17 protein-coding genes are annotated in these 16689 nt (G+C 53.4%); 8 read left to right on the top strand and 9 right to left on the bottom strand.

Going from position 1 to position 16689, the window contains the following annotated elements; translation table 11 throughout:
- The first annotated feature begins 21 nt into the window (after window positions 1-21).
- The 4 genes from mtgA to DSM117340_RS15065 are packed head-to-tail and all read left to right on the top strand — an operon-like array spanning window position 22 to window position 4562.
- The gene (mtgA, locus tag DSM117340_RS15050) at window positions 22-741 is read left to right on the top strand and encodes a monofunctional biosynthetic peptidoglycan transglycosylase (protein ID WP_089893570.1); all 720 of its coding nucleotides are present in this window, start codon (window positions 22-24) and stop codon (window positions 739-741) included.
- Between the two features lie 54 nt (window positions 742-795).
- Window positions 796-1461: a glutathione S-transferase family protein gene (locus DSM117340_RS15055; RefSeq protein WP_089893567.1), complete on the top strand. Its 666-nt coding sequence runs from the start codon at window positions 796-798 to the stop codon at window positions 1459-1461.
- A 5-nt stretch (window positions 1462-1466) separates the two neighbouring features.
- On the top strand, window positions 1467-2525 hold the full coding sequence (queG, locus tag DSM117340_RS15060) for a tRNA epoxyqueuosine(34) reductase QueG (protein WP_089893564.1): 1059 nt from the start codon (window positions 1467-1469) through the stop codon (window positions 2523-2525).
- A 39-nt stretch (window positions 2526-2564) separates the two neighbouring features.
- Window positions 2565-4562, top strand: coding sequence for a hydantoinase/oxoprolinase family protein (locus DSM117340_RS15065; RefSeq protein WP_273499544.1), 1998 nt, complete (start codon window positions 2565-2567; stop codon window positions 4560-4562).
- Here the strand turns inward: DSM117340_RS15065 and DSM117340_RS15070 are convergent.
- Window positions 4559-5122: a nucleotide exchange factor GrpE gene (locus DSM117340_RS15070; RefSeq protein ID WP_089893558.1), complete on the bottom strand. Its 564-nt coding sequence runs from the start codon at window positions 5120-5122 to the stop codon at window positions 4559-4561. The two genes, DSM117340_RS15065 and DSM117340_RS15070, sit on opposite strands and share 4 nt — an antisense overlap.
- Before the next feature lie 10 nt (window positions 5123-5132).
- Window positions 5133-6194, bottom strand: a complete 1062-nt coding sequence (hrcA, locus tag DSM117340_RS15075) for a heat-inducible transcriptional repressor HrcA (protein WP_089893555.1) — start codon at window positions 6192-6194, stop codon at window positions 5133-5135.
- A gap of 112 nt (window positions 6195-6306) precedes the next feature.
- On the opposite strand from hrcA, the gene rph reads away from it, so the two are divergent.
- From rph to DSM117340_RS15095, 4 genes are read left to right on the top strand one after another with little or no spacing between them, the layout of a single operon-like run.
- Entirely contained in the window at window positions 6307-7023 is a 717-nt protein-coding gene (rph, locus tag DSM117340_RS15080) for a ribonuclease PH (protein WP_089893552.1), read from the top strand.
- Complete coding sequence (gene rdgB, locus DSM117340_RS15085) at window positions 7016-7624, top strand: RdgB/HAM1 family non-canonical purine NTP pyrophosphatase (RefSeq protein ID WP_273486359.1); 609 nt, start codon at window positions 7016-7018, stop codon at window positions 7622-7624. The genes rph and rdgB overlap by 8 nt, the downstream gene beginning before the upstream one ends.
- Window positions 7617-8774 (top strand): radical SAM family heme chaperone HemW, encoded by a 1158-nt coding sequence (gene hemW / locus DSM117340_RS15090; RefSeq protein ID WP_284260981.1) that lies wholly within the window; start codon window positions 7617-7619, stop codon window positions 8772-8774. Before rdgB ends, hemW begins: the two co-directional genes overlap by 8 nt.
- Window positions 8775-9125 carry a YbaN family protein gene (locus DSM117340_RS15095; RefSeq protein WP_284260979.1) on the top strand — a complete coding sequence of 117 codons (351 nt, stop codon included), beginning with the start codon at window positions 8775-8777 and terminating at the stop codon, window positions 9123-9125.
- Here DSM117340_RS15095 and DSM117340_RS15100 read toward each other — a convergent pair whose 3' ends face one another.
- The 7 genes from DSM117340_RS15100 to hemJ form a co-directional block, all read right to left on the bottom strand.
- Window positions 9126-10010 (bottom strand): ParB/RepB/Spo0J family partition protein, encoded by an 885-nt coding sequence (locus tag DSM117340_RS15100; protein ID WP_271437451.1) that lies wholly within the window; start codon window positions 10008-10010, stop codon window positions 9126-9128.
- Between the two features lie 9 nt (window positions 10011-10019).
- On the bottom strand, window positions 10020-10829 hold the full coding sequence (locus tag DSM117340_RS15105; RefSeq protein WP_089893537.1) for a ParA family protein: 810 nt from the start codon (window positions 10827-10829) through the stop codon (window positions 10020-10022).
- Window positions 10822-11427 carry a 16S rRNA (guanine(527)-N(7))-methyltransferase RsmG gene (rsmG, locus tag DSM117340_RS15110; protein ID WP_271437452.1) on the bottom strand — a complete coding sequence of 202 codons (606 nt, stop codon included), beginning with the start codon at window positions 11425-11427 and terminating at the stop codon, window positions 10822-10824. Before rsmG ends, DSM117340_RS15105 begins: the two co-directional genes overlap by 8 nt.
- The gene (gene mnmG / locus DSM117340_RS15115; protein WP_354689798.1) at window positions 11424-13286 is read right to left on the bottom strand and encodes a tRNA uridine-5-carboxymethylaminomethyl(34) synthesis enzyme MnmG; all 1863 of its coding nucleotides are present in this window, start codon (window positions 13284-13286) and stop codon (window positions 11424-11426) included. The genes rsmG and mnmG overlap by 4 nt, the downstream gene beginning before the upstream one ends.
- A 12-nt stretch (window positions 13287-13298) precedes the next feature.
- Window positions 13299-14585, bottom strand: coding sequence for a tRNA uridine-5-carboxymethylaminomethyl(34) synthesis GTPase MnmE (gene mnmE / locus DSM117340_RS15120; RefSeq protein WP_271437454.1), 1287 nt, complete (start codon window positions 14583-14585; stop codon window positions 13299-13301).
- A gap of 30 nt (window positions 14586-14615) precedes the next feature.
- Window positions 14616-15896 (bottom strand): transcription termination factor Rho, encoded by a 1281-nt coding sequence (rho, locus tag DSM117340_RS15125; protein ID WP_089893524.1) that lies wholly within the window; start codon window positions 15894-15896, stop codon window positions 14616-14618.
- 121 nt (window positions 15897-16017) lie between these two features.
- A complete protein-coding gene (hemJ, locus tag DSM117340_RS15130; protein ID WP_271437455.1) occupies window positions 16018-16467 on the bottom strand; it encodes a protoporphyrinogen oxidase HemJ in 450 nt (149 codons plus the stop codon).
- Window positions 16468-16689: the final 222 nt, after the last annotated feature.

The following is a 16689-nucleotide window of genomic DNA, read 5'->3' on the forward strand; positions in this document are numbered from 1 at the left end:
GTCCGTGACCACTATAGGTAAATTGTGAAGAGAAAAACGACCAAGACCAAAGCGCCAGAGCGCAATTTTCAGCCGCTAAAATGGCTCAAGCGGTGGGCTGTCAGGCTGTGTCTGTTGGTCGTGGTTTTGGGGCTTGTAACTGTCACGGCACACCGTTTTTTTGCGCCGCCGCAGGGGATATATATGCGCCAAGAAGCGGCGCGTCTCGGTGGGATCAAGCAGAGCTGGGTAAGTGCTGACGAAATCGCTCCTGTGATGTTTCGCTCTGTTGTGGCGGCCGAAGATGCAAACTTTTGCGCGCACTGGGGCTTTGATATGAATGCAATCCGTGCGGCGCTCGCGGACGGGACAGGGCGAGGCGCCTCGACGCTCACACAGCAAGTCGTGAAGAATGCTTATCTTTGGCACGGCCGCAACTGGAGCCGAAAAGCGCTTGAAGCTGTGCTAACGCCGCTCGTGGAGCTGATCTGGCCGAAGCGTCGTATCCTTGAGGTCTACCTCAACATCGCGGAATTTGATGAAGGTGTTTTTGGTGTGAAAGCAGCCGCGCAGCATTACTTTGGTGTGACGCCCGCCAAGATGAGTCCACTGCAGGCGGCACGGCTTGCCGCGATCCTGCCAGCTCCAAAGGACCGCTCGGCCTCCAAGCCTTCAAACTATATCCGAAAGCGTACCGCTCGGATCCGCGACGGCGCCGAAACAATCCGCCGAGACGGGCGCGCCAAGTGTTTCGAGAGTTGAAACTTCGCCGCTAAAGTTGCATTGAAGAACAGTCCCAATCTTTGAGCATCTGTTATGGCCACTTTATTTCATGTTCCTCTCTCTCCGTTTTGTCGCAAGGTGCGGCTGAGTCTCGCTGAAAAGCGGATTGAATGCGAGTTGATCGAGGAGCGCTATTGGGAAAAGGACAGCGATTTTTTGCGCCGCAACCCAGCGGCTAAAGTACCAGTTCTGAAGATTGACGGACGCACGCTTTCGGAGAGTGCCGCGATTTGCGAGTATCTTGAAGAAGTCTACCCCGAAGTCTCTTTGATGCCGAGCGCCCCTGAGGCACGCTATGAAGTCCGCCGTATTGTGGGCTGGTTTGATGACAAGTTTCACAGCGAAGTGACGGCGAACCTTGTCTATGAGCGGGTCAACAAAAAGGTCATGGGGCAGGGCTACCCTGACAGTAAAAACGTGAAAGCTGGCGCGAAAGCGATCAAGTTTCATCTGGATTACATGACATGGCTTTTGGAGCAGCGGCGCTGGCTTGCGGGCAATGAAATGACGCTCGCGGACTTTGCTGCAGCGGCGCACCTCTCTTCACTTGACTATATCTCGGATGTAGACTGGAACCGCTCCGAGACAGTGAAAGACTGGTATGCAAAGATAAAGTCGCGGCCTGCGTTCCGCTCTATTCTCGCAGACCAAGTGTCAGGCTTTCCGCCCCCTCCACATTATGCTGACCTCGACTTTTGATCCCGATGGACGCGCTGGCAAATAAGCTGCGCGAACAGGCGAGGGCCGAGGGCTTTGACGCCTGCCAGATTTGTGCGCCTGACGCTGTGCCTGACGTCCCTGCGCGGCTCGATGCGTTCCTTGAAAAGGGATATCATGGACAAATGGGCTGGCTCGCCGAGCGGACCCATTGGCGCGGAAATCCTGCAGCGCTCTGGCCTGAGGCGCGCTCTGTGATCATGCTGGCCGTCAGCTATACGCCTGAGGAGGACCCACTAGAGGCGCTGACCCGAAAAGAGGCCGGAACAGTCTCTGTTTATGCCCAAAACAAGGATTATCACGACCTCGTCAAAAAAGGGCTGAAGCGTTTGGCCCGCTGGCTGATCGCGGAGGCGGGTGGCGAAGTGAAGGTTTTTGTAGATACAGCACCTGTGCCTGAAAAACCGCTGGGGCAAGCCGCAGGGCTTGGATGGCAAGGCAAACACACGAACCTTGTGAGCCGTGAGCTTGGCAACTGGTTTTTTATCGGGTCTATCTTTAGCACGCTGGATCTGCTGAAGGACGCTCCAGAACAGGATCATTGCGGAAGCTGCCGCAACTGTTTGGACGTTTGCCCGACTGGGGCCTTTCCTGCGGCATATCAGCTCGACGCTCGGCGCTGTATCTCTTACCTGACAATCGAACACCACGGGCCGGTCGACGAAGAGCTGCGCCCGCTTCTTGGCAACCGTATTTATGGCTGCGACGACTGCCTTGCTGTCTGCCCTTGGAACAAGTTTGCGCAAAATGCCCGAGATATACGGCTAAAGCCGCGGGATGATCTGCAAAGTCCACCATTGGCAGAACTGGCAATGCTAAATGACACAGAGTTTCGCGAAAAATTCTCTGGCAGTCCGATCAAACGGATCGGACGGAACAGGTTTGTGCGCAATGTGCTCTATGCAGTCGGCAACTCGGGAAGCACAAACCTTCTGAAGTGCGCGCAACACCTGCTGAATGACAACGATGAAACTGTCCGTGACGCGGCGGACTGGGCCTGCAAGCGACTGAAAAGCGCCGCAAACGGGCAGGACGAAGCGGGCTAAGCCGCTAAACCCGTAGGGCGAACAGGATTTGGAGGCGACATGGCTATTTTGCTAGGTGTGGACACAGGCGGAACATATACCGACGCAGTTTTGCTGCGCGACGAGGAAGAAGTCCTCGCCTCCGCCAAGTCTTTGACCACGCGACATGACTTAGCCATCGGAATCGGCAAGGCTGTGCAGGCGGTGCTGGATGCCTCCGGGGTCGACCCATCAACAATCGGTCTTGCTTCGCTCTCGACCACTCTAGCGACCAACGCACTTGTCGAAGGGCAGGGCGGACGAGTCGGGCTTGTCTATATCGGATTTCCTGAAAGCGACCTTGCCAAGCATGGGCTGAATGAGGCGCTTAAGGGCGATCCACAGATCGTTTTAACGGGCGGTCACGACCATGCTGGCGGCGAAGCGCATACGCTTGATGAAATTGGGCTTTCGGCGTGGTTAGAGACTGTTTCTGGCGTGTCTGCCTTCGCGGTTGCAAGTAAATTTGCCACCAGAAACCCCGCCCATGAGCTGCGCGCAATGGAAATGATCCGTGAGGCGACAGGTGCGCCTGTCTCTGCGTCACACCAGCTGTCTGCCAAACTCAACGGGCCAAAGCGTGCACTCACGGCACTTCTGAATGCGCGGCTGATCGGTATGATCGACAAACTGATCGTGCGGGCCGAAGACGGGCTGCGCGACCTCGGAATCACTGCGCCATTGATGGTTGTGCGTGGCGATGGTGCGCTTATTTCCTCGGCACAGGCGCGGGAAAAACCAATCGAGACAATTCTGAGCGGACCTGCGGCCTCAATTGTCGGCGCGCAATGGATGACGGGCGCACAGGAAGCGCTGGTCAGTGATATTGGCGGCACAACAACCGACATTGCGCTTTTGCGCGACGGACGGCCCAAGATTGACCCAGAGGGTGCGCGCGTGGGGCCCTATCGCACCATGGTTGAGGCCGTAGCAATGCGGACGAGTGGACTCGGCGGTGACAGCGAAGTGCACTTTATCACCGAGGGGCTTAAGGGCGGGCTGACACTTGGACCAAGGCGGGTCTTGCCCGTGAGTCTGATTGCGCTTGATGCGCCAGAGCTTGTCAAAAGCACGATGGAAGCGCAGTTGCGAGCGCCTGCGCCAAGCGAGTTTGACGGGAAGTTCATTAAGCGGGTGGATGGCGTGAGCCATGCGGGACTTGCACCCCGCGATGAGGCCGTTTTGGAACGGGTTGAGGGCGTGATGCCACTGAGCAAGGTGGTGCGTACGCGTATTGAGACGCAAAGCATCCGCCGACTTGTGGAGCGGGGGATTGTTCAAGTTTCTGGGGTGACGCCCTCGGACGCGAGCCATGTGCTTGGGTTGCTCGACAGCTGGGACGCAGAGGCGGCGCATCTTGCGCTTGAGTTGTTCTGCCGTCGCCGTAAGGGTGACGGGGAGCGACTGGCCAGAGAACCCGAAACGCTGGCAAGGCTGATCCTTGATCAGATGACCGAACAGACGAGTTTGGCCTTGTTAGAGACTGTTTTTGCCGAGGAGGCCGAAACGTTTGAAGCTGAGCCAGCAAGGCTCGCACGACATGAATTGCTGCGTGCCGCGCTCCTTGGGCACAGCGGGCTTATTGCGTTGACTGCGAAAGTAAATGTGCCAGTTGTTGGCCTAGGGGCTTCGGCGAGCACATATTATCCTGATGTGGGCGGCAAGCTCGGCTGTGAGATGATCCTACCAGAGCATGCGGGCGTGGCGAATGCGCTAGGTGCGGTTGTCGGGCGAGTAACGATGCGGCGGAGCCTGTCTGTGACCAGCCCATCAGAGGGGCTTTACCGCCTTCATGCGGCGACTGGACCAGAAGACTTCACTGAGCTTGAGCCCGCGCTAAAGGCCGCCGAAGACTGGCTGCGCGCCACTGTTATTCAGGCAGCAAAAGATGCGGGAGCAGACGACATAGAAACGTCAGCGACAAGAGAGCTGCGCCGCAGTGAAGCAGAAGCACGCGAGATTTTTGTCGAAGGCTTAGTGACTGTCGAGGCCGCAGGGCGGCCCCGAATTACTGCTTAGGACTTGGGCATAGACGACACGCCAACTTGCGACGGACGCAAGAGACGATCGTGCAGCATGAAGCCCTCTGTTGAAACCTGAATGATATCACCCGCGTTTGTGCCAGGGACGGGGGCTTCAAACATCGCTTCGTGGATGTTTGGATCAAACTTGTCACCAACTTGCGGCGCGATGATTGTCATGCCGTGCTTTTTGAAAACATTGAGAAGCTCGCGCATTGTCAGCTCGATACCCTCGATGAGGGCGGCGGCACCTGCGCGCTGCTCTTCTGTGGCGGCTTCAAGGGCGCGCTTCATGTTGTCATAGACTGGAAGCATATCACGCGCGAGCTTTGAACCACCGTATTGCTCGGCATCGCGGCGCATTTTGTCGCCACGTTTGCGCGCGTTTTCGGCATCGGCCAAAGCGCGCATGAACTTGTCTTTGAGCGCGTCACGCTCAGCGCGAAGCTCATCAAGCTCGTATTCTTCAGGGAGCGGCTCGGAGAGCTCTTCGGACATTTCGTCCAGCTCGGCCTGCTCGATATCATCCAGGAAATCGTCTTCTCTGCGATCTGCCATGTCGTCACCTTTAACTTCGGTTGGATATAAGCTTGCCAACCAACTGCGCTGTATAATCGACTATCGGAACAATGCGGCCATAGTTCAGCCTCGTGGGCCCTATGACGCCAACAGCGCCGATAATCTTTCGATCAGCGTTCATATATGGAGAGACAACCAAAGAGGAACCCGAAAGTGAAAAAAGTTTGTTCTCTGAGCCAATAAAAATGCGTACACCCTCACCTTCTTCCGTGAGTTGGAGGAATTCGACGATATCTCGCTTGCGCTCTAGGTCATCAAACAGGGTTTTGATACGCTCAAACCCCTCTGTTTCAGACTCAGCAATCAAATTGGAACGGCCACGGACAATCAAGCGTTCGTAGCTTTCACCTTGGCCTTCCCAGACTGCGAGGCCGCTATCGACCAGCTGGCGCGCCAGAACGTCGATCTCTTGGCGGCGGTTGTCGATTTCGCGGCGGATGGTTGTGCCAAGCTCTGTGAGGGTCTTTCCCTCCGCGAGCGCATTGAGAAAGTTTGCCGCTTCGCGCATTGAGCTTGGGGTCGCGCCCAAGGGCGGATTGAAGACACGGTTTTCAACATGGCCATCGGAGAAGACCAGAACAACAAGTGCACGATCCGCAGCAAGAGGGACAAACTCGATATGTTTGATCGCTGCTTCATGCTTTGGCGCAAGAACGAGCGATGCACCCTGTGTAACACCCGAAAGCGCGGCGCCGACACGGTCAAGTAGGCCGCCCACATCGCCAGAGTTGCGACCCATTGTTTCATCAATGCGCTGCCGGTCATTTGTCTCAAGCTCATTCACTTCGAGAAGGCCGTCAACAAACATGCGCAAGCCTTGCTGCGTTGGAATGCGGCCAGCACTTGTATGAGGGCTGCCAAGAAGCCCCATAAACTCAAGATCAGACATAACGTTGCGCACGGTTGCTGCGCTCACCTTTTCGCTCATCGTGCGGGTGAGGGTGCGCGAACCGACAGGATCACCTGAATCCAGATAGCCCTGCACGACGCGTCGAAAGACTTCGCGCGTACGATCGTTCATTTCGGATAGAAGCTGTGAATTGTCACTCATTTGGGCTTTCCTCGCGCAGCATTTAAGAACCACGCGCTCCGAAAGGTCAATCGGGCTTGTGTTATAGGGGTTGGGCCTTGTATCCCAACGGGAACAACAAAAGGATTTTGTAATGCGACCTTCAGGCCGAAGCCTAGACCAAATGCGCGATGTAACCATCGAGACAAATGTAACGAAACATGCGGAAGGCTCCTGCATGATCAAGGTCGGGGACACACATGTTCTTTGCACCGCGACACTGGAAGAACGTGTACCGCCATTTGTAAAAGGCTCAGGCCTCGGATGGGTCACCGCAGAATACGGGATGCTTCCACGCTCAACCACAAGCCGTATGCGCCGTGAAGCGACAGCCGGAAAGCAAGGCGGACGCACCGTAGAAATCCAACGCTTGATTGGCCGCTCGTTGCGTGCGGGTGTTGACCGTGTTGCACTTGGTGAACGCCAGATCACAATTGACTGTGACGTTATCCAAGCTGACGGCGGCACGCGCTGTGCTGCGATCACGGGCGGTTGGGTTGCTCTGAAGCTTGCAGTGAACAAACTGATGAAAACAGGCGCTGTGATCACCGATCCGCTGATTGACCCTGTGGCAGCTGTGTCTTGCGGGATCTATGCAGGCCAATCTGTCCTCGATCTGGATTATCCAGAAGACAGCGAAGCTGGTGTTGACGGAAACTTCATTATGACAGGTTCCAAAAAGCTGATCGAAGTTCAAATGTCTGCGGAAGGCCAAGTCTTTAGCCGTGCACAAATGAACGAGCTTATGGACCTCGCCGAAAAAGGCGTGAGCGAACTTGTCGCGCTTCAGAAGGCAGCGACCAGTGCGTAAGTTTGACGGAGACCATCTGGTTATTGCAAGCCACAACAAAGGCAAGCTACGTGAAATCGCCGAGCTTCTTGCGCCTTTTGGCGTCAAGGTCAGCTCGGCGGCGGAGCATGGACTGGAAGAGCCAGATGAAACCGAAGATACTTTTGTCGGCAATGCGCGGATCAAAGCGCATTTTGCCGCGAAGGCGACGGGCCTACCCGCTTTGTCAGACGACAGTGGAATAGTTGTGGATGCACTTGGCGGTGCACCTGGTGTTTACACTGCGGACTGGGCCGAAACGCCAAACGGGCGCGACTTTGGTATGGCGATGGAAAAGGTCTGGACCTTGCTCGACACCAAGATGGCACCATTTCCACGCACCGCGGCTTTTAAGGCGACACTTTGCCTTGCTTGGCCTGACGGGCACGACGAAATCTTTGAAGGTGAGGTAAAGGGAGAGGTTGTCTGGCCCCTGCGCGGCGTAGATGGCTTTGGATTTGACCCCATGTTTCAGCCCTTGGGCAAAAGCGAAACCTTCGGGGAAATGGACCCCGCAGAAAAGAACGCAATGAGCCATCGGCAGGATGCTTTTGATAAGCTTGTGAAGCGCTGCTTTGAGTAGCGATTGGGAACATGGCGGCTTCGGCATTTATGTGCATTGGCCGTTTTGTGAGGCCAAATGCCCTTACTGCGACTTCAACAGTCATGTTGTGCGCGAAATCGACCAGTTGCGCTGGCTTAGAGCCTATCTTTCAGAAATTGAACGCTACGGGAGAGAGCTTCCTGGGCGCGTTGTCTCTAGCGTTTTTTTTGGCGGCGGCACGCCAAGCTTGATGAACCCCGATGTTGTTGCGGGGGTCATCGACAAAATCAAAGCCACATGGCCTGTGGCCAATGATTTGGAAGTGACGCTTGAGGCAAACCCTGGCTCAGTCGAGGCAGGGAGATTTCGGGCCTATCAAGAGGGAGGCGTTAGCCGCATTTCTATGGGTGTTCAGGCGCTGAACGATCCTGATTTGCGGCGCTTGGGGCGAATACACAACGTTAAAGAAGCACAAGCCGCCTTTCAAATTGCACGCAACACTTTTGAGAACGTCAGCTTTGATCTGATTTACGCGCGACAAGGCCAGACGCCCGAGGCGTGGCGTGCGGAGTTAAACGAAGCCTTGGCGCTCGCTGTGGACCATCTTTCGCTCTATCAGCTCACCATTGAGCAAGGCACCGCTTTTGGCGACAGATACAACGCAGGAAAACTGCGAGATCTGCCCGACGATGACGATGCAGCAGAGATGTATGAAATCACTCAAGATGTTTGTGGTCAGGCTGGCCTATCTGCCTACGAAGTTTCGAACCATGCCCGCTCGGGTGCCGAATGTAGGCACAATCTGATCTATTGGCGCTATGGGGACTACGTCGGAATTGGGCCAGGAGCACATGGCCGCATCACCCCGACGGATACGCGCTGCGCCACAGAAGCATATCGCCAGCCTAACGCTTGGCTCGGGGCAGCAGAGAGCGGAACAGGTGACAAGCTACGCGAAATCTTGACACATGAAGACGAAGCGACAGAGCTTTTGTTGATGGGGATGCGCCTGTCTGAAGGAGTTAGCCTCAGCCGCTATGAGGCCCTTGCACAACGTAAGCTAAAGCCAAGCGCACTCGCGGAGCTGCTAGAGCTCGGCATGGTGGCGCAAGCCGGGGACAGGCTTATCGCGAGCGAGAAGGGCCGCTTTGTGCTAAATTCAGTTCTAAACAAGCTGCTGGAAGATTAAATGCGTATTGTTTGGCTGATATTTGGGGTGTTGTCGCTTGGTGCTGGCTTTGTGGGTGTGGTTCTACCGCTCGTACCAACAGTTCCATTTCTCTTGCTGGCCGCCTTCTGTTTTGCTCGCTCTTCAGAGCGGCTTCACAACTGGCTCGTTACGCATCCAAAGTTTGGCCCATCGATCATGGACTGGCGCGAGCGTGGCGCCATTTCATTGCGCGCAAAACGCATGGCAACCGTCTCCATTGTGGCGGTTTTCATGCTTTCTGTTCTGATCGGACTAAAGCTTACACTGCTCGCCATACAAGCCCTGGCGCTTGGATGTGTGCTTTTGTTTATCTGGTCTCGCCCAAACTGATCAACTCAACTTTGCGCAAAGACCATCAAGCTCATCGAGCGTTTCATAGCGGATCGTGATTTGTCCAGACTCGCCGCCAGCGGAGTGATTCAAACTCACTTTCATTCCAAGCGCCGCTGAAAGATCGGCCTCAAGGGCAAGCGTATCAGCATCTTTGTCGAGCTTACGCGCAGTTCGTGGTTTGGGCGCGGGGGCGCTTTCTTTCTTCACAAGCTGCTCGGCTCCGCGGACAGAGAGACCCTTCTTCACAATCTCTCGCGCTAACAAAGCTGGATTTTCCGCAGTGATCAAAGCGCGCGCGTGCCCAGCTGTCAGCTCGCCCTTATTGAGTAGCGCCAAAACTTCGTCCGGCAAAGACAGCAATCGCATCTGGTTTGCGATGTGGCTTCGGCTTTTGCCCAATGCTTGGGCTAGCTTCTCTTGAGTATGACCAAACTTATCTATCAGCTGACGGTACCCCGTCGCTTCCTCAACGGGGTTAAGATCGGCGCGCTGGATATTTTCAATAATAGCGACCTCGAGAACCTCGATATCATCAAAGTCTCTAATGATAACAGGTACTTGATGTAATTGAGCCTTTTGGGAAGCCCGCCAGCGGCGCTCGCCAGCCACAATCTGATAAACGCCATCCTGCCCAGGATAAGGGCGCACAATAATGGGCTGGATAACCCCTTTTTCGCGGATAGATTCCGCAAGATCAATCAAAGCCTCATTGTCAAAGTGACGGCGGGGCTGTTCAGGGTTTGGCTTTACTTGCTCAATCGGGATCATCAGATCCGAACGGCGCGGCGTAGTTGCTGGTGACTCAGCTTCGCTTTGTACTTCCGCCATAAGAGCCGAGAGACCGCGACCAAGCCCGCGAGATTTGCTTTTCTTATCGACCATCTTGCTCTCCTAGCGCTTCTTTACAGCGTTGTTTTTAATCACTTCTTTCCCAAGCGCACGATAGGCCATAGCGCCCTTCGACGTCGGATCGTAACTCAGAACAGGCATCGCAAACGACGGCGCTTCGCTCACCCGAACGTTGCGCGGAATAACAGTTTTGAAGACAAGATCGCCCAGATTATCGCGCGCATCAGCTTCCACCTGCTGAGACAGGTTGTTGCGACTGTCATACATCGTTAAGACAATGCCCTCAATCCGGAGGTTGGGGTTGGCCACTTCACGCATTTCTCGAATTGTTAACATAAGCTGCGAAAGGCCCTCGAGCGCGAAAAACTCACTTTGGAGTGGGACCAGAACAGAGTCAGCCGCAACCATAGCGTTTACTGTCAGGAGATTGAGCGACGGCGGGCAATCCACGAGAATATAGTCGAATGCAAATCCATCAATATCGGGCTGCTTAAGAGCATCACGAAGTAGGTGATTGCGCTTTTCATTGGTATAAAGCTCAATATCTGCTGAGCTCAAATCAACCGTAGCCGGAACGATACTTACTCGTTTTGTTTCTGTTGACTGAATGATTTGATTGAGCGGCGTATCTTCCAAAAGAAGATCGTAAGTCGTGAAGTCTCTGTTCTCACGATCAATTCCGAGGCCAGTGGAGGCGTTGCCCTGCGGGTCCAGATCAACCAAAAGAATGTTTTTCTTAGCTTCTGCAAGAGCAGCGGCCAAATTAATGGCAGTGGTCGTCTTCCCAACGCCACCTTTTTGATTTGCGATGGCAATTATCTTAGCTGCAGGCGGCCTAGAAAGATCAGACACGTTCAATTCCTTTGATAACTAACAGAACCGCTTCAACATTGGTCTCACTTGTGACCTCTTCGTAATCAAACTGCCAGACTTCTTGGGCCTTTTGAAGCTCAGTTCGCCAGTTTTTACCTTTTAAAAAGAAGGCTGTGCCCTCTTTTTTCAAATGTTGTTCTGCAAATTCCAGTAACAGTGATAAGTCAGCCAACGCGCGTGCTGTGAGAACATCGGCGCTTTGCGCCGGAGCCTTCTCGATGCGCTCGGTCAAAACTGTCGCCGATACGCCCGTTTCTCGCAGAACGGTCCGAAGAAACGCTGATTTTCTTTGATCGCTTTCTATCATCGTGATCAAGGCTTCAGGACGGGCCTCTGAACTGGCTATCGCCAACACAAGCCCTGGAAATCCACCGCCACTGCCTATGTCTACAATATGTTGGGGGCCATCCGGAATATGCCGCATTATCTGGAGAGAATCGATAATGTGGCGATCCCAAAGATCGTCAATGGTCGACTTTGCCACCAGGTTTATCTTTGGATTCCACTTGATAAGAGTATCAGCATAAACCTGAAGTTTCGCCAATGTTTCACGTGAAACACTCTCTAAGCCTTTCATGCTGACTTCTCTTTCTGTGCCTGACGCATCTTTGCGAGGAGGAGCGTTATCGCTGCCGGCGTCATACCGTCTACACGTGCCGCCTGCGCTAGGTTTTGCGGGCGTGCGGCTTGCAATTTTGCTTTCAGTTCATTGGAAAGCCCATCAAGAGGCTGGTAGTCAAAGTCTTGAGAAATAAGAAGATTTTCGTCTCTCTTCATCGCATCGACGTCGCGTTGTTGACGCTCTATGTAATTGGCATACAGAGCGTCCTTTGAAAGTTGATCACGTGTGTTCTCATCAATCTCTGAAAGCTGACCGTTCACAGCCACAAGATCTTCAAAGCTGATCTCGGGGAAAGAAAGCAAATGGTACGCCGTTCTCTTTGTACCATCTTGCTTGAGTTGGATGCCGACTTTTTTAAGATCCGTTGCCGAATAAAGCTTAGAGTCCAGCATCTTCTTACCAGATTCCAATGCTTCCATCTTCTGATCGAACGCACGCGACCTACCGTCGGAAACACATCCAAAAGACTTTGCGAGCGGTGTGAGGCGTTGGTCTGCATTATCAGCCCGCAACGACAGCCTAAACTCAGCGCGAGATGTAAACATCCGATAGGGCTCAGTGACGCCCCGCGTTACAAGATCATCAATCATCACGCCAATGTAGCTCTGTGAGCGACTGAATGAAACGGGATCTTTGCCCAATACAGCTCTCGCCGCGTTTAGACCGGCAACCAAACCTTGCGCCGCGGCCTCTTCGTAACCTGTCGTTCCGTTGATCTGGCCCGCAAGAAACAAGCCTTCGACCGATTTAACTCGCAACTCAAGCGTCAAAGCGCGTGGGTCGATATAGTCGTACTCAATAGCGTAACCAGGCTGGGTGATCTTTGCTTGCTCAAGACCAAAAATTGAGTGAACATAATCGTGCTGTACATCCTCGGGCAGGGAGGTTGAAATCCCGTTTGGATAGACCGTGTGATCCGTAAGCCCTTCTGGTTCAAGGAAAATCTGGTGAGATGACTTGTCAGCAAAACGTACAATTTTATCTTCAATAGAAGGGCAATACCGAGGCCCAACGCCTTCAATGTGACCGCCGTACATTGCAGAACGCTCAAGATTTGCGGCGATAATTTCATGCGTGCGCTCGTTCGTATGAGTGATTCCGCAGGAAATCTGACGCGCTTGAGGACTCGTCGACATAAAGGAAAACATCGCTGGGTCTTCGTCGCCGGGCTGCATCCCGAGCGCGTCCCAGTTTATCGTGCGTCCATCAAGACGAGGGGGTGTCCCTGTTTTTAAGCGCCCCTTTGGTAGCTCAAATGCGTCCATACGTTCCGCTAGCTTTATCGAAGGTTTGTCACCCATGCGGCCGCCGGAATAAGAAACATCTCCAATGTGAATGAGTCCACGGAGAAATGTCCCTGTCGTTAGGATGACTTCATGTGCCGATATTTCAGAACCATCTGCCAGAACAACACCTGCTACACGTTGACCGTCCATGAGAAAGTCGACGGTTTCACCCTCAACAATCGTGAGGTTTTCACGAGATAGCGTCTCTTGCAGCATCGACTTTTGATAAAGCTGGCGATCTTGCTGAGCACGGGGGCCTTGAACGGCAGGGCCCTTGCGACGATTTAGGAGGCGGAATTGAATCCCGCCCTTGTCAGACATACGCCCCATGACGCCGTCCATGGCATCGATTTCGCGAACCAAATGGCCTTTTCCAAGTCCGCCCATAGCTGGGTTGCATGACATAACGCCAATATCGCGCTGTCGCAAAGTCACCAACGCGGTTTGGACGCCCATCCGCGCTGCCGCATGGGCAGCTTCGGTCCCAGCGTGTCCTCCACCAACGACGATCACATCAAAATGTTTCACGTGAAACACTCCCTACTTGCCCAAGCAAAAGCTGGAAAACACCTCATCGAGAACATTCTCGATATCAACGCGGCCAATCAACATGTTCAATGCTTCAAGAGAGATGCGTAGCTCTTCGGAAGCAATATCTGTGAATTCAGGCCCCAAAGCAACACGGTTGGACGCCTCCGCAAGCGAAACCAAGCATCGCTCCATCGCTTCTTTGTGGCGCGCGCGCGTCGCCAGGCCCGCCTTTGCTGTCTTGGAAGATAACTTAGCGCCAATTTGCTCAACGAGCTGCGCAACTCCAGCCCCTGTTTTACCAGACACCGCCCCAAACTTATCGCCTGAAAGATCGGCCTTCGACGCAATCACGATATCATCTGGGGCAGGGTCAAATTCTGGCTTACTATTTGATTCTATTAGAAAAACGCGCAAATCAGCGGCCTTCGCTCGCTCAAGAGCGCGGGCAACGCCAATCTTTTCAATTGTGTCGTCAGTTTCACGCAACCCAGCTGTATCAAGCAAGGTGACAGGAAGACCCGCCAACTCCATTCGAACTTCTATGACGTCTCGTGTCGTACCAGCTATCTCGGACGTAATCGCTGCATCGCGTCCAGCAACAGCATTGAGCAATGTGGATTTTCCAACGTTGGGCGGACCAATGATAGCAACTTCGTAGCCAGTACGAATACGCTCTGCAGCGCCAAAGCCATCGACCTGAGCCTGCATGGCTGTCTGGACCTCAGCAATAAGTTCCAGCACTTCAGGGGATACATCGACTGGAACTTCTTCATCAGCGAAATCTATTGTGACGGTGAGCAGCGCACTTGCACGGATTAGACGCTCACGCCAATGGGCAGCGAGATCGCCTAAACCACCAGAAAACAAGCGCAGCGCTTGCTGCCGCTGTGCCTCAGTCTCGGAGGCGATAAGATCTGCAAGACCTTCAACTTGGGCAAGATCAAGCCGCCCATTGGCCAAAGCTCGACGTGTGAATTCACCAGGCTCGGCAAGCCGAAGGCCATCAACCGTCCCAAGCTCAGCGAGCAGTGCGTTTACAACCGCGACAGACCCATGTGTCTGAAACTCAACTGTCTCCTCGCCCGTGAAGCTGGCTTTTTCCGAGAAGCACAAAACCAAGGCCTCATCGAGCACCTCTCCGGCCGCAGACCTGAGACGCCGCAATGCCGCTTCACGCGGCGCGGGGAGGGAGCCGCAAAGCTGGGACGCAGCCGAAAAGGCTTTTGGTCCGGAAATTCGAACCACTGCAACGCCAGCTTTACCAGCCGCAGAGGCTTGGGCAAAAATAGTGCTCATTTTTCATAACCCGTTGATTTTGAACAGGTTTTACGTGTTCATGGAGTCGAAGAATTCGCCATTTGTCTTGGTTTGCTTGAGCTTGCCCAGCAAGAACTCGATAGCGTCTGTTGTGCCCATCGGATTGAGGATACGGCGCAGAACGAAGGTCTTCTGAAGGTCTTTTGAGTCGACCAAGAGTTCTTCTTTCCGGGTGCCTGACTTGAGAATATCCATCGCAGGGAACACGCGCTTGTCTGCAACTTTGCGATCAAGCACAATCTCGGAGTTACCCGTGCCTTTAAACTCCTCAAAGATGACCTCATCCATGCGCGAGCCTGTGTCGATAAGGGCGGTTGCGATGATTGTCAGCGAGCCACCTTCTTCGATGTTACGCGCTGCGCCAAAAAAGCGCTTGGGGCGTTGGAGGGCGTTGGCATCGACACCGCCTGTCAGAACCTTACCTGACGAAGGAACAGTTGTGTTGAAGGCACGGCCAAGGCGCGTGATTGAATCGAGTAGAATGACAACGTCTCGTTTGTGCTCAACGAGGCGCTTAGCCTTTTCGATGACCATTTCGGAGACGGCCACGTGACGGGTCGCTGGTTCATCGAATGTCGAGGAGACAACCTCGCCTTTTACGGATCGCTGCATGTCCGTCACTTCTTCTGGGCGCTCATCTATCAAGAGAACGATGAGATAGCACTCAGGGTGGTTCTTTTCGATGCTGTGGGCGATATTCTGGAGCAGAACAGTTTTACCAGTGCGAGGCGGAGCAACAATAAGCGATCGCTGGCCTTTCCCGATGGGAGCGACGAGATCAATGATGCGCGCGGACCGATCCTTGATTGTCGGGTCTTCGATTTCCATTTTCAGGCGCTCATCAGGATAGAGCGGCGTCAGGTTGTCAAAGGCAATCTTGTGACGGGCCTTCTCAGGCTCTTCAAAGTTAATCTTGGTGACGTGAGTAAGGGCGAAATAGCGCTCGTTGTCTTCGGGCTGCTTCAAATGACCTTCGATTGTGTCACCCGTACGCAGAGAAAACTTACGCAGAATTTCTGGCGATACATAAATATCATCAGGCCCTGGCAGGTAGTTTGCCTCAGGTGCGCGCAAGAAGCCGAAACCGTCTTGGAGCACTTCTAGGACGCCTTCACCGCCGATCATCCAGCCCTCTTCGGCGCGCTCTTTAAGGATCGAGAACATAATCTCGCCCTTGCGCATCGTTGTGGCGTTTTCGATTTCGAGCTCTTCAGCCATTGTGACCAGCTCTTTAGGGTGCATTGCCTTAAGTTCGGCAAGGTGGAGCTGCTCTTGGGTCTCGTCTGTCATAGGAATGGCCTCTACGCCCGCGAATGCGGCGCTTCATAGAATTGAGAATGGGATTACCTGTGCTCCCAGAACGGGCAGGCTTGTGCATCAGATACGCTTGAGAGGCGAATGAGTCAATAAATTAGAACTTAACGACCACGGAAAGAACAATAACAATCATTAGAACCGTCGGCAGCTCGTTCATCATGCGATAGGTACGGCCAGTACGGGTATTGCTACCGCTGACAAAATCTTTGCGGCGCAAGCCAAGCCAATGATGAAACCAAGTCATTGCCAAAACACTGATTGCTTTCGTCCAAGGCCATACGGAGGACCAATCAACTATTCCCGGCGTGAAAACGAGGCAGAGGCCAAAGACCCATGTTGAGATCATGGAAGGATTCATGATGAGCTTAAATAGCTTGAGCTCCATCATCTGAAAGAGGGTGTCTTTTTCATCGCCTGCTGTACTTTGTTCCGTGTGATGAACAAAGAGCCGAGGCAAATAGAATAGCCCAGCCATCCACGCCATAACGGACATGATATGGAACGATTTGGTCCACGGATACAGATCAGATAAAAGATCAGACATATTCACCACCCTTTCGTTGACCCCTTAATAATAAATATAAAAGAAAGAAAGGTTGATGATTATGTAGGGTGGCCAAAATCTGTGGATTATTGAGTTATTCATAAGGTTACTCAGATGTGTATATATTCTACAGCTCTGGGATTTTTCAGGCACGATAAAATCACTAAACATCTGTTAACGTTAATATTTACAAATAGAATATTAAAAAAATGCCTGTGGAGA

Source organism: Lentibacter algarum (assembly GCF_040580765.1).
Taxonomy (GTDB): domain Bacteria; phylum Pseudomonadota; class Alphaproteobacteria; order Rhodobacterales; family Rhodobacteraceae; genus Lentibacter; species Lentibacter algarum.